The 24,055-nt window shown below is 44.5% G+C and carries 19 protein-coding genes; 3 read left to right on the top strand and 16 right to left on the bottom strand.

Annotated features, from left to right (window positions below; translation table 11 throughout):
- Positions 1-61: 61 nt before the first annotated feature.
- The 6 genes from C9I43_RS01140 to C9I43_RS01115 form a co-directional block, all read right to left on the bottom strand.
- Positions 62-751 (bottom strand): LysE family translocator, encoded by a 690-nt coding sequence (locus C9I43_RS01140; RefSeq protein ID WP_107881582.1) that lies wholly within the window; start codon positions 749-751, stop codon positions 62-64.
- Between the two features lie 112 nt (positions 752-863).
- Positions 864-1,694, bottom strand: a complete 831-nt coding sequence (locus C9I43_RS01135; RefSeq protein ID WP_107881580.1) for an AraC family transcriptional regulator — start codon at positions 1,692-1,694, stop codon at positions 864-866.
- 268 nt (positions 1,695-1,962) lie between these two features.
- Positions 1,963-2,691 (bottom strand): hypothetical protein, encoded by a 729-nt coding sequence (locus C9I43_RS01130; RefSeq protein WP_107881578.1) that lies wholly within the window; start codon positions 2,689-2,691, stop codon positions 1,963-1,965.
- 233 nt (positions 2,692-2,924) lie between these two features.
- Entirely contained in the window at positions 2,925-4,565 is a 1,641-nt protein-coding gene (locus C9I43_RS01125; protein WP_076502100.1) for an alkaline phosphatase family protein, read from the bottom strand.
- A 40-nt stretch (positions 4,566-4,605) separates the two neighbouring features.
- A complete protein-coding gene (locus C9I43_RS01120) occupies positions 4,606-6,102 on the bottom strand; it encodes an alkaline phosphatase family protein (RefSeq protein WP_076502128.1) in 1,497 nt (498 codons plus the stop codon).
- A 207-nt stretch (positions 6,103-6,309) separates the two neighbouring features.
- Positions 6,310-8,349: a TonB-dependent receptor gene (locus tag C9I43_RS01115; RefSeq protein WP_107881575.1), complete on the bottom strand. Its 2,040-nt coding sequence runs from the start codon at positions 8,347-8,349 to the stop codon at positions 6,310-6,312.
- A 409-nt stretch (positions 8,350-8,758) separates the two neighbouring features.
- Here C9I43_RS01115 and C9I43_RS01110 point away from each other — a divergent pair, with 409 nt between their 5' ends.
- Positions 8,759-9,367: an excalibur calcium-binding domain-containing protein gene (locus tag C9I43_RS01110; RefSeq protein ID WP_107881573.1), complete on the top strand. Its 609-nt coding sequence runs from the start codon at positions 8,759-8,761 to the stop codon at positions 9,365-9,367.
- Positions 9,368-9,426: 59 nt separating this feature from the next.
- Entirely contained in the window at positions 9,427-9,774 is a 348-nt protein-coding gene (locus tag C9I43_RS01105) for a thioredoxin family protein (protein WP_107881571.1), read from the top strand.
- A 39-nt stretch (positions 9,775-9,813) separates the two neighbouring features.
- On the opposite strand, the gene C9I43_RS01100 is transcribed toward C9I43_RS01105, so the two are convergent.
- The 4 genes from C9I43_RS01100 to C9I43_RS01085 form a co-directional block, all read right to left on the bottom strand.
- On the bottom strand, positions 9,814-10,317 hold the full coding sequence (locus C9I43_RS01100; RefSeq protein ID WP_107881569.1) for a NifB/NifX family molybdenum-iron cluster-binding protein: 504 nt from the start codon (positions 10,315-10,317) through the stop codon (positions 9,814-9,816).
- Positions 10,314-10,610: a DUF134 domain-containing protein gene (locus C9I43_RS01095; RefSeq protein ID WP_107881567.1), complete on the bottom strand. Its 297-nt coding sequence runs from the start codon at positions 10,608-10,610 to the stop codon at positions 10,314-10,316. The genes C9I43_RS01100 and C9I43_RS01095 overlap by 4 nt, the downstream gene beginning before the upstream one ends.
- Before the next feature lie 452 nt (positions 10,611-11,062).
- Complete coding sequence (locus tag C9I43_RS01090; protein ID WP_107881565.1) at positions 11,063-13,030, bottom strand: M1 family metallopeptidase; 1,968 nt, start codon at positions 13,028-13,030, stop codon at positions 11,063-11,065.
- A gap of 241 nt (positions 13,031-13,271) precedes the next feature.
- Positions 13,272-14,768, bottom strand: coding sequence for an ATP-binding cassette domain-containing protein (locus C9I43_RS01085; RefSeq protein ID WP_107881563.1), 1,497 nt, complete (start codon positions 14,766-14,768; stop codon positions 13,272-13,274).
- Positions 14,769-15,102: 334 nt separating this feature from the next.
- On the opposite strand from C9I43_RS01085, the gene C9I43_RS01080 reads away from it, so the two are divergent.
- Positions 15,103-15,354 (top strand): DUF2999 family protein, encoded by a 252-nt coding sequence (locus C9I43_RS01080; protein WP_076502114.1) that lies wholly within the window; start codon positions 15,103-15,105, stop codon positions 15,352-15,354.
- 124 nt (positions 15,355-15,478) lie between these two features.
- Here the strand turns inward: C9I43_RS01080 and C9I43_RS01075 are convergent, their stop codons facing one another.
- From C9I43_RS01075 to groL, 6 genes are all read right to left on the bottom strand, one after another.
- Complete coding sequence (locus C9I43_RS01075; protein WP_076502116.1) at positions 15,479-15,865, bottom strand: carboxymuconolactone decarboxylase family protein; 387 nt, start codon at positions 15,863-15,865, stop codon at positions 15,479-15,481.
- Positions 15,866-16,422: 557 nt separating this feature from the next.
- Positions 16,423-16,830, bottom strand: a complete 408-nt coding sequence (locus tag C9I43_RS01070; protein WP_258191666.1) for a hypothetical protein — start codon at positions 16,828-16,830, stop codon at positions 16,423-16,425.
- A gap of 193 nt (positions 16,831-17,023) precedes the next feature.
- The gene (locus C9I43_RS01065; RefSeq protein WP_107881559.1) at positions 17,024-18,670 is read right to left on the bottom strand and encodes an endonuclease NucS domain-containing protein; all 1,647 of its coding nucleotides are present in this window, start codon (positions 18,668-18,670) and stop codon (positions 17,024-17,026) included.
- A 600-nt stretch (positions 18,671-19,270) separates the two neighbouring features.
- On the bottom strand, positions 19,271-19,435 hold the full coding sequence (locus C9I43_RS01060; RefSeq protein WP_107881557.1) for a DUF1508 domain-containing protein: 165 nt from the start codon (positions 19,433-19,435) through the stop codon (positions 19,271-19,273).
- A gap of 151 nt (positions 19,436-19,586) precedes the next feature.
- The gene (gene ltrA, locus C9I43_RS01055; protein ID WP_107881555.1) at positions 19,587-21,239 is read right to left on the bottom strand and encodes a group II intron reverse transcriptase/maturase; all 1,653 of its coding nucleotides are present in this window, start codon (positions 21,237-21,239) and stop codon (positions 19,587-19,589) included.
- A 1,130-nt stretch (positions 21,240-22,369) separates the two neighbouring features.
- Complete coding sequence (gene groL, locus C9I43_RS01050) at positions 22,370-24,007, bottom strand: chaperonin GroEL (protein ID WP_076499060.1); 1,638 nt, start codon at positions 24,005-24,007, stop codon at positions 22,370-22,372.
- Between the last annotated feature and the right edge of the window lie 48 nt (positions 24,008-24,055).

Below are 24,055 nucleotides of genomic sequence, written 5' to 3'. Positions count from 1 at the left end.
AAAGCCAAGGGGATAAATAAAGCTGAAGATATGGCTCAAATATAATCGGGTTGTACCAACACTAAGCCGTCAGTACAAGGTTGGTCACAATCGCAACTGCAACGGAAATAAAAATCACGCCAATCACTACGTCAATGGTCGGCGTAAGACGCTGTAATTTCAGTTGCACCTGCGCCTTTGACAACATAACGGCCAGCAGCCCGAACCAAGCCAATGACAATACAAATAGCAACACAGCGGATACCAGTTTAGTGCTCGCGGTAACATCGGGCGTGATGAGTGCTGAAAATAGCGTTAAAAAGAACACCAGTGCCTTGGGATTTAATAAATTAGTATACAACCCCGTTAAAAAACCTTGTCGTTGAGACATAGGTATCACACGTGTTTTTGATACGTTATACACGCTCGTTTCTTGCACATTGTTATTAGCTTCATCAACACTGGCAAAGGGTTTACGCCACATCGCCATGCCAGAACGCAGAGCAGAAAAACCCATCCAAGCTAAGTAAGAAGCGCCGGCGATTTGCACCACTAAGTATAAAATATGCGAGCTTTTAATCACTAAGCTCACGCCCGTTAGACTTAAAATCGTATGAGCCAAAATTGCTACTGAAATTCCCGCTGCTGCGGCCAATGCGGTATTTCTACGTTGCTGGGTGGCTATTTTGACCATAATGGCGAAATCAGGCCCAGGGCTAATCAAGGCGACGGTATGAATGACACCCAAAGTCAGTAATAAAGATAAATCCATGGGTAATACGACTCCGTACTAATGTGGTTAATAAGCGATTGAAAGATCAGTATTGCCCTTTAATCGAGGGCTGAATTGTAATAAATTGCACCAGTTGAAAATACCGATGGCGTTAAAGCATACGACGCTGAAACTGCACTGGCGAAAGTAAAAAGGCGTGTTTAAAAGCCTTGTTAAGATGACTTTGATCGAAAAAGCCCAACTGCTGCGCCACATCGGCCACTAGCGCACCAGCGCTAAGGGACTTTTTAGCCAACTCCAATCTTACTCGTTTTAAATATGCGTGGGGTGTCATGCCGGTGGCTTGTTTAAACTGACGTAAAAACTGAAACTTACTTAAATTGACTTCACAGGCAAGCGTCGCAAGTTGAGTATTCTGCCAAGGTTCATCGTAAATACGCTGTTTAATTACATTCAGCTGCAATGACGATAAACCTTGTGGTGAAGTCGACTTTATCGCTTGAGCGGGATACCGTTGAAGTAATAAATTCAAAAAATAGAGTAGATGGGACTCGCTAGCCAGTTCAGAGAATTGGCCTTGAATAAGTTGCTCATGTAATTGGGTAAAATAGCGAGATAAGCGAGCATCCTCAACCATAGGCGCGGAGAAAAAATGCTCATTAATGCCCAGCTCTTGGCTGATTTCATTCATATATGCCACCGGAATAGACATCACTTTAACGCTATATCCATCTGCATAGCAGCTTTGACCATCATGGGTTTCATCAGGATTAAGCGTCGAGAGACTCTGCTGTCCAAGCTGATAACTACTGCCCTTATTCACAAACTGCTGCGCATCTTGGATGACCACACCTAAGTGGTAATCCAGATGCACATGTTTATCAAAACTAAAATGAGTGAATTTTGCCTGACTCAGTTCTATGCCTGATAAGCTAGGGTGGCGCCAATAATTAATGTTTTCAATGGGTGTTGCTGTACTCATCGCTCGCGGCTATTACCTATAACATCAGTTGCAAAACTGGGAAAACTCAAATCCACTAGGTTTCATTCTAGCCTTCATCATCAGCGCGGGAATAGTAAATTATTGCAGCCACATGGTTTGATGGGATGTGCGCATGAATGGGTATTCACATTAGCGCCGAATAAAAGCAAAAACGCCCAACTCTGTGGGCGCTTATACATGCAGACTAGCTTACGTTATAAGTTCTACTCAGCGCTAAGCTCGTCAGTATCACTTACACTTATGCCGATTAATGCGAATGGCTGCCGTGTCCGCCCTGGGCTTCAATCGATTGGCCTTCACTGTTGTAAAAACCGCTACCGCCATGTTCAATAAAACCTTGGTTGATCATCTTAGCGATAAAAGGATCCGACTCACTATCGCCAACATCGGCAAAATCAATATCTTGATAATCTTGGGTTAATACCACAAAAGCATCGCTATTAAATGGCTCTACGCCCACCAGCTTGTAGGCTAGATTAGGTTGAGATTGACCTAAGATAAACTCAGCGGGCAGGCCGATGGCATCAATCCAAACAAGCTCACTCTCTAAGCCGTTAACCTTACCTTCAAAGCCTTGAGTCGCAAAACACGCCTCTTGCTTAGATTGTGTCTTGGTCATGTGAGTCGGCAATGCTGGCGATACTACATGGTACAACTGGTCGCGATCGTGCTGAATGTTCAGTGCGCGCAAATCACCTTTTCGGTAAGTCACAGAACGTTTTTCAGCGGGGAAATAACGCACGTACTCGCCATTGCTCGACCATTCTTCAAATGTTGATCCATCACGCTGAATAATAAAGTCTTGTCCATTACGGATGAGGGTCATTTGCCATTGCTGGCCCTTGCCATTGGTCACTTGATATTGAGCCTTTAAATGCTCGGCTTGTAGCGTTGGACACTGAGCCTCTTGCACTGCCATAGCAACATTTGGCAGAACTAAGCAGGATAACATTAGAGCCAATAGACGGTTTTTCATTAGACTTCTCACTTGCTGAACAGGGTAAACACTTAAGCTTTTGTAAACGCTTTAGTATGTTAAATCGTTAGGCTAAAGGCCGATGGATGACGTATGCCATCCATCGGCACTGCTTTTACTTAACTATTCTTAGTGCACTATTTCTTGCTTCACTATTTCTTGCTTCACTATTTCTTACTGCACTATTTCTTACTGCACTATTTCTTAGTGCACTATGCAGAGACTAAGCGGTCTTACTTAACGGCAGCCGCTTCATCAGCTTTAGCCACTAAATTTGCCGCGCGGTTCATCACGTGGAAAATGTGGTTCTGCTCAACCGTACCTTGGATAAGATCCGAACTTGGGCCGCGGGCGAAAATCGCTACATCTTCCCCAGCATGGGTCTCATCGCTTAATGGCACTAGGGCTTCTTGGTGGAATCCTGCACTTTGGGTATCAACAAAGTTCAAGTCCTTACGGCCTGCGTCCACTGGGAAGTTGTAACGCTCATCACCACCTGTCGCTAATGACGCATAGCCCATGCCGTTAGCGTAACCGACTGTGGTATATGGCAAACCGTTAGCATCGGTAGAGTTAGTCACTTCAGCAACGCCGTTGGCGTCGTTCGACTTCACTAAACCTAGGATAGGGTTACCGCGAGTTGGATAACCTGCGATGGTGAACACATGGCTGTGATCCGCTGTAACCATTAACAAGGTATCGTTTGCCGAGGTTTTTTCCATCGCCACACGCACAGCTTCAGACAATGCCACTGTGTCATACAGCGCACGCGCCGCATTACCTGCATGGTGAGCGTGGTCGATACGGCCAGCTTCAACAATCAGCACGAAGCCTTTTGAGTTTTTCTTCAGAATATCAATCGACTTAGCCGTCATTTCCGCCAGTGATGGCTCGCCAGTCACGCCCGCTTCTTTACGATCGTAGTCGTATTCCATGTGCGATGAGTTGAATAGGCCAAGCAAATGATCTGTGCTTGCCGCATCCACACTGAGGAAACCGTCCCTGTCTTGCACGTAAGCGGCGTTAGTGTATTTGTTCATCCACTCAGCAGTGAGGTCACGGCCGTCGTTACGCTTACCCGCTTTACCTTCTGGATCAACGGTCGTCTTAGGAATAAAAGCGCGGCGACCGCCACCCATCATCACGTTAAGACCGCTGCCGTAGTTAAAGTCGAGCATTTGCGCGGCGATATCTTTACAGCCGTTAGTCACAGCTTCTGCAGGTAGGTTGGAATCGGCTTCCCAATCACGTTCTGGCACATGGGCGTAAGTCGCCGCAGGAGTTGCGTGGGTTAAACGCGCAGTCGTTACCACGCCCGTTGCCATTCCCGCCATTGCGGCAAGCTCAAGTGATGTCACAAGATTTTGATCTTTAGTCGAAGCACAGTTAGCGCGTACTACGCCTTCAGCTTGTGAAATCACGCCCACGTCAGTTTTTACACCTGTCATCATCGCCGACATAGTGCCTGCAGAATCTGGCGTTTGGCCGTCGACGTTATAGGTTTTAGAAAGACCCACATAAGGCAGAGTTTCGAAAGATAACGAGTTTTCTTCACCTGTTTTGCCTTTTAGCTGGCCTTCTAAAATACGTGCGGCAGTAATGGTTGATACGCCCATACCGTCACCCACAAACAGGATCACGTTTTTAGCGGCGCCAACATCATTGTTAACAGTTAAGCCTTCTGCTTTGGTCACGCGAGCTTGTGCATCGATATACCACTGATTAACAGCAGTCCAATCTTTACCGTTGCTACCGTTCGCCCCATTTGATCCATTGCTACCCGGTGTTCCCGCGGTACCGTTATCACCATCGCTACCGCATGCGGCTAAACCCAGCATGGCTGAAATCGCGACTACTAGTAATTTCTTATTCATTTTTTGCTCCAAAAGTGAGGACTCAGTAACTAATGAGTGATTAGTACTTAGTGCCGCCAAGCTGCTGCGCTTGGTTGATAATGTGGAAGATCACGTTCTGCTCAATCACGCCCTGAACCAGATTTGCACCTGGACCTCTGGCATGTAAGCTGATGTCTTCACCGGCGTGAGTCTCACTTTCCATTGGGATAAGCGCTTGTTGCATAAAATCTTTATCTTGCGTATCGACTGAGGTTAAGTCGTCACGCACACCCACCACAGCACCTGGGCCGTTGGTATAAGCCAGCGTGGTGTAAGGTTTGTTGTCATTCGCTGTGGCTAATGTGCCATCGACGTTATGCACTAAACCTAAGATAGGGTTACCGCGTTTTGGGTAGCCTGCGATAGTGAACACATGGCTGTGATCCGCTGTTACCATGATCAAGGTATCATCGCTGCTCGTTGCATCCATTGCCGCTTTCACTGCGTTAGATAATTCAACCGCATCGGTCAACGCGCGGCTCGCATTGCCCGCATGGTGACCGTGGTCGATACGGCCAGATTCAACGATCAGCAAGTAGCCTTTGTCGTTCTTCTTCAAAATATCGAGGGATTTCGCGGTCATTTCAGTTAGTGATGGCTCACCACCGACGTCATCAGCGCGGTCTGCTTCGTATTCCATGTGTGATGGATTGAATAGGCCGAGTAAATGATCTGTGTTGGCAGCATCAATGGCGTCGAAGCCTTTTTTATCCCACACATAAGCAGATTTGCTGAAATTATCGACCCAAGCTTTGGTTAAGTCTTTGCCATCTTTACGTTTACCGGCTTTGTTCTCGCCATCTTTTACTGTTGTGGGTAGAAAGTAGCTACGGCCGCCACCTAATGCCACAGTTAACGAATTGGCTTCATCACGCATCACCAATTGGCTTGCGATGTCGGTACAACCGTTCGCAACCGCTTCGGCAGGTAAGTTGAAATCGCCTTCCCAATCGCGCTCAGGGGTTTTGGCATAGGTTGCCGCTGGCGTGGCGTGCGTTAAACGCGCCGTAGTGACTATGCCTGTTGATAATCCTTTGGCATTAGCAAGGTCGACCAGAGAAACAAGTTCATTGCCTTTAGAAGACAAGCAGTTACCACGTAAGCTGGTATCTGAAATAGAGATAATACCCGCCTTGGTTTTAACGCCTGTTGCCATAGCAGTCATAGTGCCTGCAGAATCTGGCGTTTGTTGGTTAGTGTTATAGGTTTTCACTAACGCCGTGTGGGGGAACTGTTCGAAACTTAAGAAGTTTTCTTCGCCGCCTTGATTGTCAGCTTTATCCTGCCCTTGCAGAATACGGGCTGCCGTTAGCGTCGAAATACTCATACCGTCACCGACAAATAAAATCACATTTTTAGCGGTTTTTTTAGTGTCGACTTGGGCTTTAGCCACCACGTTTGCCGCACTGTCTTTAAACCACTGGCTGTCTGTTTGTGTTGCTGGCAGGACTGCAGCATGCGCTACAACCGTCATTAAGCTGCAGGAGATAGCTGCAGCGATCCGTTTAATATTCATCACGTTCATCACCGATTTATTATTGAGTGTATGAGGGTATTCCCTGTAGAGGCGACCTGATTTTCAGGCATTTATGTGACGAATAAGCGTGATTTGGATGACGGTTTTATTTCAGTTAAGTGTCAGATTTATTTCAACTAACAATATGCCAGACGTTAAGTTTGACCACCAGCATGGTGGTCAAACTGAGCAAAGGATGGGGGAATCTTAGAAATGGTAACTGACGCTCACTCTCACCATACGTGGCTCAACGGGATGATAGTGTAAGTCTTCAACACCTTCTGCAGCTTCACCGGGTAAGCGTGAAGAGTAAAAATAATCAATGTCGTGATCTTTACTATCAAACACGTTCAGCAGTTCAAGTTTAGTATCAAGGTGTTTAAAGCCATAACCCACAGCAAAGTTAACTAAAGTGGTGGCATCGGCTTTGTGCTCATTAAAACTATCGAGTACTCGTTCACCCAAATGTCGCACACGAATACTAGAATATATCCCTTCATTATCGGGTCGGTAGGTTATCCCTGCACTGCCCACAAAGGGAACCGCACCATCAATATACTTACCTTCTTCAAACTGATTCTCGGTGAAGCGAGCTTCAGTCCACGCCAGTTCCATATCAATACTTAGTTGATCGTTAAGCCAATAATAAGCAGTTAACTCAGCACCATAGCGCTCTGACGCTCGACTAGATTCTGTATTCCCTGCATCGCCAACAAACATCAACTCTGAATCTAATTGCAGATACCACAGTGCCGCTGAAAAGTTGATAAAGTCACGATCGTAATACTTAACCCCAAATTCGCCCCCATTAGAACGTACTAATAAGTCAACTTTGTCGGTATCCTCGCCAGTCACAGGATCTACATTGATGGTCGCGCCACGGGCATCATTAGAATGTAACCCTTGGCCAGCATTCACATACAACTCAAGATGATCGCTCCATAAATAAGACGCTCCCGCTTTGAGGCTCCACATTCCATCGGAGGCATTACCGCTATTGAGGCTATTGTCACTATTAACCTGTACATCAAAATAGTCGTAACGTAGCCCAAGATTAAGACGCCATTGCTCAGCTGGTAGCCATTCTAGCTTGGTAAATAAGCCACTAGAAAGCTCTTCAACCTCATCATTTCTTACCGTATTAAGTCGCTGCCTTGCTTGGGTATTATATAAACCCACAGCACCGATATCATCATAACGCACATCTCCACCTAGGCTATAAGTCACCGCGGAGCCGCCTAATGTTGTGTGCCAATCGCGCTTGAAATCGCCGCCCCAAATAGTACGCTCATCCACTTGTTCAAATTCATCCCCAAGAATTGGGTCATTTAAGAAATAGGTAAAATTAGAAAATAAATCCATGGTTGAGCGAATGGCATATAGGCTACCTTGCCAGTCACCCGCATCGTAATTAGCTGACAAACTATATCGACTCGCGTCGCCACCCACATCTTTATCTAAAGAGCCATACAAATCGATTAACCCAGACTCAACTGCACGGGCAGGTATTTGATCCGCTGAATTCCAGCTATTATCATAAGCCATCAAAGTGAAGCTCAAATCCCCATCACCTAAACGGGTTAAATAACGTGCGACTACGTTTACCTTACTGACGTCTTCATCAATATCAGCCCATGGACCATCATAAGCTTGCAGTTCAGCGCCCATAATAAAACGGCCAATATCCGTATTAAGTTCCTGAGTCGCCACCAATCGTTGATAGCCATATTCGCCAAAGGTGACGCCGACTTGATTAGCAGGCAACTCATCGGCCAGCATTAATTGAGCCGCACCCGCCGCTGAAAAATCGGCCACTTCGGGATAATAAGAGCCTTTGGCATAGCGGATCTCACCCAAAAGTTCTGGGATTACAAAGTTAAGATCGGTGTAACCTTGGCCATGTCCATGGGTACGCATATTGACCGGCATACCGTCAACTTTGGTATTAAAATCGGTACCATGATCCAAGTTAAAGCCGCGTAAGAAATACTGATTCGCCTTACCCGAACCACTGTGTTGAGTCACTATCATCCCGGGAACAAATTCTAAAATTTCTCCAGTACGCAATAAAGGACGACTGGCGATTTCTGCCGCACCAACAATCCCCTCCGATGCGGATGTACTATGGCCTAAGGTATTAATTTGTCTGCCATGAACCTCAAGTCGTTCAATATTATCCGTAGCTGTTTCGGCAATAACGACACTTGATAAACCACAAAGTGGGAATAACCAGAAAACCAGTTTCATCCTTTTATCCTCATACTGATGATCAATGGTGCCGATTTAACCTGCTAATGGCAGCTAAAAAACAGATCTTGCTCAAACTCTGACGAACAAAAAATCAACAACAGACAGGAGAGTTCGCTTTCTTTGTGCGATATCGCACATTTTTATTCATTGAAGGACAAAATGTCCGTCGATATATCACGTTTCTTTCGCGTATTTAATGAATAGAGATGAAATACATTACCAATTTGACTACTGAATTTGACGACTAATTAAGCGCTGCATAACATAAAACCAATGTTGCTAAAAAGCTTAAATCCCACCAATCGCAATATCATTGATTTCTAAACTGTTAAAATAAAAGATAAAAATTGCAAAAATTATTTTGGCTAAGTAACTTAAGCGCAGACTTAAACTAAGGACATTAATCATGCTCATGGAAAGAGGCGTATTAGTACGCTGGAACGATGAAAAGGGATTTGGCTTTATTCAGCCAGAAAAAAACAATGCACAGGACGTGTTTATTCACATTTCAGTATTAAAAAAGATGGCGAGAAAACCAATCGTGGGTGACAGCATTTTGTATCAAACAGAAGTGCAAAGTGACGGCAAAATAAAAGCCATTATCGCCTCAATTGAAGGCGTGGCCATTATTGCGTCAAGCCCAACGCCACGCTCCCATTCTGGTAGTGAAAATATTAATAGTCGCTACCAAACCCCTCATCGCTCACGTAAATCATCCTTAAACAGCATAATACCGCTGTTGGTGATCATTGCGATTGGAGTATTCGGCTATCAAAAATATCAAGCATTCAATGAAGTCCCCATACTGACCAATGATGATATTAAACAAATGCCACTTAATGAAACAAGAACACAAACACCTGCAACACCAAGATTCCAATGTGAGGCGGGTAAAACCCATTGCAGCCATATGAGCTCCTGCGATGAGGCCACTTTTTATATCCAACATTGCCCCAATACTAAAATGGATGGCAACGGTGACGGCATTCCCTGTGAACGCCATTGGTGTGGCTAAGACATACGCCGCATTGATAGTCTGGAATAGTGATAAACATATGAAAATTTGAGCCTCACATGCACACTGATATCATCACGCACATTGATTCACCTGAGATGCTTGAGTCCTTGTTAACCGAGCATACGGCGGTGCTGTTGTTATTTGGCGCGCCACACTGCGGCGTGTGCCAAACGCTCAAACCAAGAATTGCTGAGATGTTAGCGCAAGCGTTCCCGCTGATGCAGATGGCCTATATCGATTGCCAAACTCAAGCAGAGATAGCAGCGAGCCACAATGTATTTACCCTGCCTGTGGTGGAAAGTGTGTTTTATGGCAAAACCTTTGGACGGTTTTCTAAGGTATTTTCGCTAGCGGATATAAAAGAGGCGCTTGCACGCCCCTATGGTTTAATCGTGACGGAATAAGTTTAATCGAGATGGAATAATCCAGAGTCAGCACTGGGATTACTTGTGAGTCAGCGGTCTAAAGCCTGCGTAATGCACTGACTTATCGACCTTTACCTGCGCTGCTGGTGCTTCTATAAGGCGTGATGGACTCGCTTTACTACCGCAACCACAACCGCCTCCTGTAGAGTGACAACATCCACCTTTAGCGGCATGTTTTAGTGAAACGCGACCTTGGGATGCATCCGTCAACCTAAGATTAAGATCCACCGTTTGTGCAAGTAAAATCGCCACAGTTTGACTGGCACTGCCTTTACTCACGCTAATCCCCGTATCGAGCAACTTTCCTAACATGCGCTCACCGATATTCTGGGCAATCACAATGTCGGTACCCTGTTGAATAATCAGCTCAAGCATGGTTTTTTTCGCACTACAGTCACCCTCAAGCGCTGGGTTATCAACCAGTTTAATCAGCTGAGACTGTTCGTTATAAAAACCAATTTGCATGGCTTTAGTAAAGTGACTGGCGAGCCGTTCGCGGCTCATTGGCATGGCAATAATCATAATAAATCCTTATCTGCTTGGGTTGGCAACCTCAAGACCTGACCTTGAGTAATCGCCGTCGCCACTTTTTTACGGGCATTGGCGAGCAGGTAACCAAAGGTTTGCCGAGAGATCCCCATCATGGCTGCAGCTTCGAGCTGGCTTAATCTTTTAACATCCCCCAATTCGAGAGCCTCAAACTCATCGGCCTCTAGCTGAATATGGGTTAATTCAACTGCTGGGATCCCATTAGGCTTAAAGAGGCTACAGGGCACACAACTCGATAATTGACGGCATTTTTTGGGTCTTGGCATAGTTTTAATATCTTAAAATAGTTTTAAAATAGTCTTTATCTATTGAAATCGTGCTTTAGATTTTTGTGCACGTCTTGTGCACAAATAGCAAAACTCTGGAGCACTTAGTCAACGCAGTAAATGGATATAGACGATTCGTAAGCTTAATAGCTAAGTTCAATAGCTAAGTTCAATTGATGAACCATAAGAACCGCCAAGTTTCTGGCCTAGGCCAGAAACTATTATTCACGCCAGTGGCATAACAAACTGCAACACAGCTCACAGTTAGTTACATCAAGCATGGCTAATTAACCACCTCAAGCTAAGTGCAAACCCAAGCAGCTCCTGCAAAAAACAAACACTAAGTCATTGTTATAGACGTTCTTTCAGTAAAGCTCCATTGTAACAACCAGCAAAAAATCCTATAAAAAAGCGCCACTAGGGCGCTTTGGGGATTTTAAACACTAAACCAATTACAAAATCAGGCTATTATTGCTGCGGTCGGCATCGGGTAATTTATGTTCGGGATCCAGTGTTGCCGTTTTAACGGATTTAGTGACAGGTAAGACAATCGTTGGCGAAACACGGTGCATCCAAGTTTCAACCGGAATACGAAAATCCTCACTCGTCCCATCGACATATTGCAAACGCAGCGTGACAGGCATAACCAACTTTTGTTTACTGGTCAGACTGATAGCGGTGCCTTTGCCATGTTTATCATCAACAGCCTTAACACCAGTAACCGCCATATCCAACTGCCAATTGTTGAGATACCAGCCGCGCCACCACCATGCGAGATCTTCACCTGCGGCGCTTTCCATAAAGCGGAAAAAGTCCGATGGCGTAGGATGCTTAAACGCCCAAGTGGCAATGTATTCTTTAAACGCGGGATCGAATCTATCAGGCCCTAGTATTTGCTCACGCAGCAAGACCAACCCTAAGGCACCTTTAAAGTAACTCACTGAATGGCGATAGGTTTCTGCAACGGCTTCCGAGGGTGCCATCAGAGTAGGCGCTTCTACATCAGCCAACACTGGCAAGATTTCATCTACAGGATTGCCGCCCTTAGGCGCATATTCGCTGTCGCGTTTAGGTGCAAACTCGCCATGATTGAAAGCATCCGAGGCATACACATCGATAAAGGTATTAAACCCTTCATCCATAAAGGCGTGGCGACGTTCGTCTGAGCCCACAATCATAGGGAACCAGTTATGGCCAAGTTCATGGGCGGTGATCCAAAACAGCAGATCGTCCTTATCGTCCATGCCATCAAACACTATGCCGGGATATTCCATGCCAGCGCCCTGACCGCCTAGGTTGACCGCAGCAGGCCAAGGATAGGGATACCATTGAGAGAAATGCTCGATATTAGCTTTCACATACTCAGTGGCGCGATCCCATTTATTCGAGCCCACACCTTCGGCGGGATAAGCCGACATCGCCAGCGACGTTTTACCATTGGGTAGATTAATTCGCGCCGCATCAATCACAAACGCGGGGGATGCCGCAAAGGCCACATCGCGGGTATGTTCCATACGGAAATGCCAATCTAAGGTTTTGTCCGCGCTTGGGCGACTGTCGGTTTTAGCAAGATCTGCTAAGGTGCGGATATACAACGTTTTATCACTTTGCTTGGCCGCAGCGAATCTCTGCTGCTCGGTTTTAGTTAGCACATCTTTGGGATTCACTAATTCGCCAGAACCCACCACCCAATAGTTACCCGGCACTGTGACCGTGTAATCTATGGTGCCATATTCCAAGTAAAACTCAGAACCTATGTAGGGATTGTTGTTCCAACCATGGAGATCGTCATACACCGCCATGCGTGGAAACCACTGGGCGATTTCAAAAATTTTGCCATTGCTCGACGGTGTGACTGAAGTCCGGCCGCCCCAAACGCCGGGAACTTGATAGCTGTAATCAATCTGCAACTGTAGCTTGCCGCCATTCGCCGCCAGAGGCTCAGCTAAATCCACCCGCATACGGGTATCATCGATTAAGAATTTAGCATCATAGCGTTTACCGCCGATCAACACTGTGACCTTATCGAATTGATATCCATCGGTAAATTGATCACGGCGCCATTCGGACGCCACAGTGCTGCGCGAATCCTTACGGTACATGTTTTGATCTAACTGCACCCACAGCGTTGGCAAGGCATCGGGACTGTTATTGGTGTAGGTGATGACTTCTTTACTGCTTAACTTATCGTTTTGTGTATCAATAGTGGCGTGCAAACTGTAATCGACACGATTCTGCCAAAACATTGCCCCGGGCTTGCCCGCGCCATTACGCAACGCCGTTGCAGGATAAGGTAGCGATAGCGGCGCAAATAAGGTTTGTGGATCAAAGTGTGAAGATACGGATGTAGTGGGCGCCGCAACAGCAAGCGCCGAGCAGCCAGCCCACAGGATGGCAGTTGCCCTGAGCCAATAAGGCATAATGGAGATTCCTTTATTATTTTTAGATGGATACACACAACAGCAGTAGCGCTTTAGACTGACGCTAAACATGGCCTATACGATACCAACTCAAGCCAAATCAGGCAGCCCTTAAAATGCATTTAAGCACCGAGGAATTGTTACAAAGGGTGTGCTGATGCGGGTTAGCGCTAGTGAAATAGCAAGCTCAGCAAACTGGTAAACAGCCATGACTTGGCAGCGGTTGTTTATTAAGTCTTGCTCAATCCTTAGATTCGCCATAACTCACCTGCACCGAATAGCCATCGCCCTGTTTAATAAAATCCACGAAATTATGAATAGCGGGCAATGCATCTTCCCTATGGTGCGACACGTACAACAGCTGACTCAGATGATGCTCAGCTATCATCTCCAGCGCCCGCATCACTAAGCTGCGATTGATAAAATCTAAGCCTTGATACGGCTCATCTAAAATCAGCAATAATGGCTGTTTAATCAAGGCGCGGCCTATAAGCAATAATCGCTGTTGACCATAATCGAGCTTCTTAAAACTCGTGCTCGCAAGCCCGCTCATATGCAAAATGGTTAGCCATTCCTTCGCCAAATCTAACTGAGGTTTAGTGGGTTTATGGTACAAACCAATCGAGTCAAAAAAGCCTGAAAGCAGCACATCTAATGCCGAACAGCTAACGCGATATTGCAAATGCAGCGCCGACGACACTATGCCAATCCGTTGTTTAATTTGCCAAATGCTCTCGCCACTTCCACGAGGACGGCCAAAAAGCGTAATGTCGTTGCTATAGCATTGGGGGTGGTCACCTAAAATCAGCCCCAGCAAAGTGCTTTTACCACAACCATTTGGCCCGCGAACTTGCCAATGCTGCCCCGCTTCGATGCGCCAATTCACACCGCTAAAAATCAGCCCACTGACATATTCCACTTTACCATTTTTAATCTCCACCAGAGGGGAAAACGCCTCAGCGTTATGCCGTTGCCGCTCCATCAAGGCCAATAGTTCATCGCTGCGCTGCGCCGATAACGCATTAAGCTGCGCCATCACCGGATGCTTGTGCCATTGCTCAATCGACATCGACGGGCTGAGTTTGTGCACACTCTGCCCCGATTTGAGCATCTCGCCATTAAACAGCGCCACATGGCTTATGCAGGGTGGCAATTCTTCTTGGCGTGAGGTGATGATCAGCAACTGAGTATGCTCAGCTACCTCACTCAGTAGCTCAGATAAACTCGTTTGATGCTCAATATCAAGCCCTGCGTAAGGGTCATCTAAGATCAGTAATTGCGGTAACATTGCCAGTGCGCGCGCCAGCATAACTCGGCGCGTCTCGCCAGTTGATAACAGCTGAAAACCACGCAAACGCAAATGTTCAAGCCCCACTTTTTGTAATAACACTGGGAGTTGGCTAGCATCTTGGCAGCATTCAAGCACTAAGGATTCGACACTTGAGCCGTAATCTAATTCGTCTTTTTCTAACTCGCGCTCCAGCAATGCTTGCTGCTGCCCCAGTGACACCCAACCGATACGTTGCGGCAGGCCAGTAATCGTCCCTTCATCGGGCTGAATGTCACCGGTTAATATCCGCCCAAGCAAAGAACCACTGTAACTATCGGTCGCAAAAATCGCCCAGTGCTCTGCAGGATGTAATTGCCATTCATCAACGACTAGCACCTCATTGTCACGCCCATATCGCAACTGTTTAACCACAATACTTTTGTCTTGGTTCGTGACAACATCAAGCATAACCACAGTTCCTTCTATTTTTAAGGGATGATAAAAGCGGCATGGCGCAGCTCCGCTGCTATCTAATGCAACAAATATCCACGGCCAAAATATCTAGAGCGACAATATCCAATGCAACGGCTCACGATGCACGACAGTCGCTCAGGTTTTTATTGGCAGACTTTTGAGGAATACGACACCAGAGTAAAGCTTATTGGGAATAAAATCTAATGCGCTGAATGGCATAGATAAGGGGCTGTATAATGTAATGGTCAAGCTGGTATGAGGCAACCACTCTGACAGAACTGTGATAAAATCGGCACCTGTTTAACTTTCATATCAACAAGGTATTGTAATGAACCCCATTATTGCCATCTTAAAAGAACATAACGTCAGCGACGCTAAAATTCACGAGCTATTTCAAACATTAACCGAAAATCCATTAATGGCGATGGGCACGCTCGGTCAATTAGGTATCCCTGCCGAAAAATTACAACAACTGCTGGGGTTAGTGATGCAGAAACCTGCCTTGATTAAAGAAGCCGTACTCGAACTCGGTTTGGATTTCTCAAAAGTAGAAGCCGCAAAAGCCAAACTGCAACAATAAGCGCCGACTTTTGAAGTCTGTCGCCATCATGCGCTAGGGGAATACGCGTAACTCAACTCCCCTAGCGAATGTTAAAACGATGAAATATCAAAAGCATTGATGCTAAACAGTCATCAGTTGAGAGCTAACTATTTTGCGCCTGCCACTCCTCAATCGCCTCTTTTGCCGCTCTAAAAGCCTCAATCCCCGCGGGCATACCGCAGTAAACGGTGCAATGCAGTAAGACTTCTTGAATTTCTTCAACCGAGCAGCCATTGTTTAGCGCGCCCCGCACATGCCCCTTCAACTCAGTCGGTGCCTTTAATGCCGCCAGCGTCGCAATGGTAATCAAACTGCGCGTTTGCCTTGAAATGACATCACGCACCCAAACCTCACCCCAACAATTGGCCGTGACTAAATCTTGCAGCGGTTGCGTAAAATCCGTCGCACTACTGAGCGCCTTATCTACATAGCTATCGCCCATCACAGCACGACGCACCTCAAGCCCTTTCTCGTATTGCTCATCGTTCATCGATGCATCCTTCTTCTTATGTGATTAAGCTATGTAATTAGACTTATTGAACCGCCGCCAAAGCTTGGAATACTCAAAGATACCTATATTTTTCTTGTAAATAACTCAGAAAGAAATGTTTCTGTCCTCGCTTTCGATCTTATCAAAGGTCGGCTGACTATTTTGCTGCTCGTTTGCGGCTTAACGGCCAAAGTAAATCAACCTGATGATTTAAGCACTGTCATTCCTGTGACACGCCACCCCTTTTATTTCACAAGAAGTATCCATGAGGGCTCGACGACGGCATCTGCTGCATACGGAAGGCAAATGCCGCGATCACATGGTCAATGATGTTCCAGACATCATAGTGACATTTCCCATATCCCTATGGGTCAGATATGAAAGAGCGGCCATGCCGTCAACGGTCACTTACATGCCAATGCTTAATTCAACCAACTATCCAGTTATCTGTATGCCTTTTTATAAGCATACACTCTGCAAATTTAACAATGGATGGCTCGTTAAATTACTTGTAGTTTGCTCAGCCCCACTTTTACCGCGGCCGAGTGCCGCATCGGCTATTGCGAATTTTGGTCAAATGTCCACACATACTCTTCCTGTTTGGGATGGACAACCTGCCAAAATGACTGATAGATGGTTTTCCCATTCAGTGGAACCCATACTTCTCTATCAGTTTGAAAATACAAGGTATAAGCAATGCGGTGTGCCTTAGCGTTACTTCCAATAAGACCGCAACCCCAATTATTCTCGTTGATATCAAAGCCAGTGTAGCGTTTGTTCCAACTCTGAATATCTGTAGTTAAGGCTGGAAGTTCTTTCTCTAAAAGGACAGATTGAGATCTATAGGCGGAGTCTATCGCTTGGTCAAATACCTGTGTCAGTTCTTCCGACTGTAACTCAGAAAAACTACCCGCTGCCTTACAGCTCATCGCGCTGCCAAATAAACAGCAAATAAGGCATATCACAAAAACTCTTTTCATATGAACTACCTGCTTCGCTAAATTTCTGATAAAGAATGTACCAAAGTTATCAGGTTAGATGTTAATTACCAGATAAACTGCCTAGTTACTCAATAATGAGACTCCACGACTCACGTAACTGGTTACCTAGATTCATTCATCATAAAAGATATGCCTGCCCGCTATCTTTTACTTTGATTCAATGTATGAAAAAACCACCGCCCAAATCGTGTCTATCATATAATTCATAGATAGACTTACAGAATTCCGTCCTAGTTTTAATGAAGTTTATAATAGCAGCATAAGGATGAGGGCTTTCTGCGCGACAGTAGCGAAATCCATTATAATAAAATCCATTTTCAACATTTTCTTTTTTATTTAAAACCACCAAATAGTTAGCGTATTCCAAGCCATAGGTCATGACGAATTCACAATCATTCTTATCAAAACCACCATGTGCCTGAGACTTTATTATTTTGGACTCATTTCCTTCATAACAATCCTCAATCACTTTATTAAGATCGATCTCGCCAGCGCCTAAATCTAACTCTATTAAACAACCATAATACTTATAAAAGTAATCATCCGTTTCTATATCTATGAAATATCTAGGAATCCACTGTTCTACATTCTCTGATTGCATAGCAGACTTAATCATTAAATTAATAGTATATAAAGTATTACTTGGATTGAATATGTATGAATTTATAGAGTTTAAAATTTTTTCATCTAACCTGTTACATGCATCCTGCACTGCACTAGCCACGCCTTTTCGCCATACATAATGATGCGTTAAACAACTCTCCATTTCCATTGAAGAATTTTTAAAGTGTTCCAAAGATCTAAATTTTTTTTGATAAATGCAATAATCATGGCCTGTTAAACCCTTCAATTCATTTATTATACTTTCATCAGTTAAAATATCATTATTTAAAACTCTACCATACCTTTTTATATATAAAACTTCCCAGCCACACTCTAGGATGTCGTGAGAAAATTTAGCGGGATATCCTAGCTCAACATAATCTTTCTTAGCAAAAGGAAGTTGATCTAACACTATTCTATTTAGTTCCTCTGTTTTATCTAGACCTTTAAGACTACTAATATAATCCTCATCAAATTCCTCTAAAATGTTTTCATTAGATTTAATTATTTTTAAATACCTAACATCACTTAACAATTGATTAGATGTGTAAACTAAGAAGTTCAAACTTACCATCTCATTAGATAAATTAAAACACTCCCTAAAACCTACTATACTTTTATCTTGATCAACACTGACAGCATCATACTTTAGAACGACTAATACATAATCCTCAATCCCTTTAGCCAAATAGCTATCAGAAATTGATTTCAAACCTGCATTCATACTATTTTTATCAAAATAAAAATAGCAAGTATGGTTATGACTAAAAACGCGTTCATTTTGTATTTCAATAGGTTTTATTTTATCTACTGAAATAGGATTATGTGATTCATCAATGTGTAATTTGAATCCAACCACCTCAGAGTTAAATTTGCTCACATATGATGAAAATGGAATAATCAATTCATTCCATTCAGTAGATACGATTAAAGAAACAATCTCATCATCCTTTAAGCTTTTATTCTCTTTTAAACCCTCAATATACTTTAAAACTTCATGTATAGCTTGCCTCGATGAACTATTTGATCTTTTCAACTCGATAATTACATATCTTCCGTAATTATCTTTTGCTAATATATCAATAAAACCTCGTGTCCCCTCACTATTAGGAACAAAATATTCCTTTCCTACTAATTCTAATCCCATATCAAAGATTGAAAGGTTAGATATCAACTTATCTCTAATTTTTGACTCACTCATTTTTCAGCATCCTTTCTTATATCGTTCCTAATTATGCGTACAAACGGGTAGAGTAAATTTAGTCTTATAATACCCATATAAGCAACAAAAAGCCCCGAAACAGTTAAGTATCGGGGCTTTCTTTATTCTTTTACAAGAAATTCTGCACTAAGCTTCTAGGCTTTAGAACGACAAAGTATCTTACGTAGGATAAATCGAGTTAGAACATGGCGCTTTACCACGACGTTTAGCTTTCTGCTCCTAATACAATCTAGAGTGGTGAAGCAACACTTCCTTAGCCCCTCAGATACAAAAAATCCCTGACACTATTAAGTATCAGGGATTTTTTTAGGTGTCGCTCTTAGCGGACTAAGAACTTAGGCCTAGGGCTGACGTTTTTGCGCAGAATAAAACGTTCAGTACAAGGCGCTGTGAGCGTAGCATACGTTGTTTGTATGTGAGCGAGCAGCAACGCCGTAATCAACATTTTAGACCAGCAAAAATGTCGGGTAAGGAACAAGCATTACTGCTTGTCCCTCCCCTAAGAACCGTACGTGCGAGTTTCCCCGCATACGGCTCAAGCCTTTATAAGTCAGTACCTAAGTACAGACCAGCGACTGCTTAAGAACCTGTGTAACCGTTTCTCTGAGCATTACTTACACAATCAGAACGATTTTTATAGCCTTGGCTTGAAGCTCCTACGATATTTCCATTAGCAGTAGAAGTCCGACGCCAGCGCCACTCATCCGAATTGTCTTTATAAAACTCCCATTTATCTTCGCGCATACTTTTTCCTAAAAGTTAATTTCTAATACCCTGAAATCCGACTTCGGTTTCTGGGTGTCCCTACCCATAAAGTACTGCTTAACATTTACGAATATACACTTAATATATGGGGTGATAACCAAAATGCAACCATTAAAAACAAGTACACAACTTAAGTATATCCATGCAATTGCCTGTGACAATTAGGGTGCAACAACACTAAGTTATCCATTTCATCACTGCCACCTTTCACCCTTTCCACAATATGATGAATATTCCATCCTGTTTCTTTGGTGATCTTGTGACGGCAAATAGGACAACATTTCTGTTGTCTGAGCCAAAGTATCAGCAACCTACGTTGACCTTGCATTGAGTCACGCCAAGCTCGCTCTAGGCGCTGCTCAAAGTATTCCTCAAATGCCAAGTCATAGGGATTTGCTTCTCCCTTGATCTTAGTGTGTCGCTTTATCGCAGTATCATTGGTGTATACCAGCCGTTTAGTAAAACCATCGACTGTCATACCTGAAAACACCCAATTTCGTGGACCTGCTGTTTTAAAGTATTTAGCTTTAATCCAGCGTTTCTGACGATTTTGATGTCGTCTGCGGCACCACTGCCAGAGTAGTTTCCAAACCCGATAATCCACGTAGTTAAAAGTCTCCTTCGCCACAATGTGGCTATGGTAGTTAGCCCATCCTCGAAGAACAGAATTAAGCAGACTTATCAGCGTTGCCGCCTTTACCGTCTTGTTACTTTTAACAATATCGCGCACCTTCTGAAGCATGTTACGCAAGTTCTTACGGCTCGGCTTTATCAGCAATTTGCCATTGTACTTACGTACGTTTTGCCCCAGAAAATCAAACCCTTCATCAATATGTGTTAACACCGTTTTTTCTGGCGATAGCGTTAACCGGCGTTCGGCCATAAAGGCTTCTACCACAGGTTTGACTTCCTTGACTAACAGCTCTCTCGAGATGCCAGTGATAATGAAGTCATCCGCATAACGCACATAATTGACCTTGGTCTTGTAACTGGCTTTGGTGTTCTTCTTCCCAAAATGGGATTCAAGCACCGCTTCCAAACCATCAAGCGCCATATTGGCCAATACAGGAGAAATAATTCCTCCTTGAGGCGTTCCCGCATCCGTTGGGTTTAACCTACCAGACTCCATAAAGCCTGCTTTCAACCATCGACTGAGCACTTGTTTGTCCAAAGGTATATTGGCAAGTAACCAATCATGGCTGATGTTATCGAAGCACCCTTTGATATCGCCTTCCAGCACCCACTCCGAGGAGCTTTTACGACTCAGATTGACAAAACATTGCTCAATCGCATCGTGGGTTGAACGCATAGGACGAAATCCGTAGCTATTTCGATCGGCGGTTGTTTCCGACACAGGCTCCAAAGCTAGCAGATATAGCGCCTGCATAGCCCTGTCGAGCATGGTTGGAATACCTAAAGGCCGACGTTTACCGTTAGCTTTAGGAATATAAATCCGCCTTAACGGTTTTGGCTTGTAGCCTTGCCGTTTCAATCGAAATACCGCCTGCCACTTAGTTTCAGGTGTACTCCATAACTCCCCATCGACACCGGGCGTCCTTTTGCCTCGGTTCTCAGTTACTCGTTTGACTGCCATTACTTTGCCAGCAAACGAGCGCACCAACATACGTTGCAAAGCCTTAACCTTGCGCCATTGTTGTTGCTTAGTCGCCTTCGCTATCCGTACTTGTAGCTCTCGCACCTGACGTTCAGCGGCATACCAATCAATGGTGTGCCAACTGCTCGCTAGATGGGAGAACGCAGGTACAACTAATGCTGCACTCATCTTGCTTTTCTCCTGTTATCAATTGATCTAACAGAAAAAAGACAATCCTCCCCTAATGGGAAGAATTGTTTCATTCCCATTAGGATCAGTTTATAAGACAGCTTTACACGTCTTTCACGCGATTAAAGACCAGTTAGAAGTGGGCACCGTTTCCAGTTAAGGCATTTCGCCTCTATCCAAATCATTACGATTTGGCATTCGCTTTTTCTAACCTCCTATACCCGCTTATTCAACAGCTCGCCTTACGGTCTGCCTGCCCATTCACAGTATAATGAAGTGGCAAATAATCGGGCTTACCGAGTTCCATTGAAGTTACATGAGCAACTTAGGTTCTGCCTATCCACCGACGGCCTTGTGACGACGTATTCCCAGATGTAAAAGGAATAACCAGCCGCATACCTTTTGGTTAGAGCGTATCAACAATCTTTCGCTCTTTGCGGTTGACGGTGTTTAACAGCAGTTCACGTACGTTAACCTTATTGCCCAGCCTAGCCCTCAACCTGTTTATTGTTAACAAGTTATACCCACTCTCACGAGTAAAGCACTGCTTGCGCAGAGGTACATTGTCAGGAAGCTTCGCACCATGTCGTTACCAACATCGCACTATCCCTAGGCTACTAACAGTCGCATGTTAGGTCTCACTTACTTGTTTAATGGAACAAGTCGAGACAATAACTTCAACAGCTGACACCGGAAGATCACTCCAGTAATCATTTGACACATGGAACAGGTAATCGAATCAAACAATCATAAGTACACAGGCAGGTTAATTAGACCCGCTAGAGTATTCATTGAATTGCTTTCTTAATTGGGAAGACACACTACGAGGATGGCGGAACGCCTTGCGGGCAGATGTTAATCGCCCTTCTTTTTCCCGACTGCATAACTAGTCGACTAAAGTTTGTAGTTGTCTATTACGTGTTGTCGGCAGACTTGCGTCGCCGTTTTTCTTTAACCAATTGTATATAAACACAATTGCGCGACATCTTCAAGGAAGATTCCGGCAATCGGTTTATGCATACCGATTACCGGTGTCGACTACTAGTCTTGCAGGTGTGGAAGCAAGCACTTGTTAGTGCTTGCTTACGGTGTAGCCTGCTAGGTTAGTGACCTACACGACTCTCGTCGCACTACATCATGCCGCCCATTCCGCCCATGCCACCCATTCCGCCCATATCTGGCGCAGAGTTTTGTGGAATTTCAGCAACCATTGCTTCAGTTGTGATCATCAGACCTGCGATTGATGCAGCGAATTGCAACGCACAACGGGTCACTTTAGTTGGGTCAAGAATACCCATTTCTAACATGTCACCGTAGGTGTCGTTACCCGCGTTGTAACCGAAGTTACCGCTACCGTTTTTCACTGTATTCGCAACAACTGACGCTTCTTCACCTGCGTTAGTCGCAATTTGGCGCAGTGGCGCTTCCATTGCACGCAGTGCGATAACCACACCGTGTTTTTGGTCTTCGTTCAATACTTCAACTTCAGCAATTTTAGAAGCTACGCGAACCAGAGCAACACCGCCGCCAGGTACTACGCCTTCTTCTACTGCTGCACGCGTTGCATGCAGTGCATCTTCAACGCGGGCTTTTTTCTCTTTCATTTCAACTTCAGTTGCTGCGCCAACTTTGATTACTGCTACGCCACCAGCTAATTTAGCCATGCGTTCTTGCAGCTTTTCTTTGTCGTAGTCTGAAGTTGATTCTTCAATTTGTTGTTTGATTTGGCTTACACGAGCAGCAATTTGCGTTTGCTCGCCGTTACCATCGATGATGGTGGTGTTATCTTTAGTGATCACAACACGCTTAGCCGTACCTAAATCTTCTAGGGTCGCTTTTTCAAGCTCTAGGCCGATTTCTTCAGCAATAACAGTACCGCCAGTCAGGATTGCCACGTCTTGCAGCATTGCCTTACGACGATCGCCAAAGCCTGGAGCCTTAACAGCGGCTACTTTTACGATACCGCGCATGTTGTTAACCACTAGCGTAGCTAATGCTTCACCTTCAACGTCTTCAGCAATAATAAGCAATGGCTTACCCGTTTTTGCTAGACCTTCAAGAATCGGTAACAATTCGCGAATGTTAGAGATTTTTTTGTCTACTAACAGTACATATGGGCTGTCTAACTCAATGCTGCCAGTTTCTGGCTTGTTGATGAAGTAAGGAGACAGGTAGCCACGATCAAACTGCATACCTTCTACAACTTCTAATTCGTTTTCAAGCGCTTGGCCTTCTTCAACAGTGATCACACCTTCTTTACCGACTTTTTCCATCGCAGTTGCGATGATTTCGCCGATAGATTCATCCGCGTTAGCAGAAATAGTGGCAACTTGCGCAATCGCTTTTGAATCAACACATTCTTGAGATAGATTTTTCAGCTCGGCCACAGCAGCAATAACCGCTTTGTCGATACCGCGCTTAAGATCCATTGGGTTCATACCGGCTGCAACGGCTTTTAAGCCTTCAACAACAATGGCTTGAGCCAGTACGGTTGCAGTAGTAGTACCATCACCGGCAGCGTCATTGGCTTTAGAAGCAACTTCTTTGACCATTTGCGCGCCCATGTTTTCGAATTTATCTTCTAATTCGATTTCTTTGGCAACAGATACGCCGTCTTTAGTGATCAGTGGTGAGCCAAAGCTCTTATCTAATACCACATGACGACCTTTAGGGCCTAACGTCACTTTAACTGCGTTTGCTAGAATATTTACGCCAGCCAACATTCTTAAGCGTGCGTCGTTACCAAATACAACTTCTTTAGCTGCCATCTTGATTATCCTTTAAATTTTTAATGATTAATTGGAATGTCGAATTGA

Source organism: Shewanella morhuae (assembly GCF_003028295.1).
Taxonomy (GTDB): domain Bacteria; phylum Pseudomonadota; class Gammaproteobacteria; order Enterobacterales; family Shewanellaceae; genus Shewanella; species Shewanella morhuae.
Note: the sequence above shows the minus strand (reverse complement) of the source record. Positions and strands in the feature narration are given on the sequence as shown.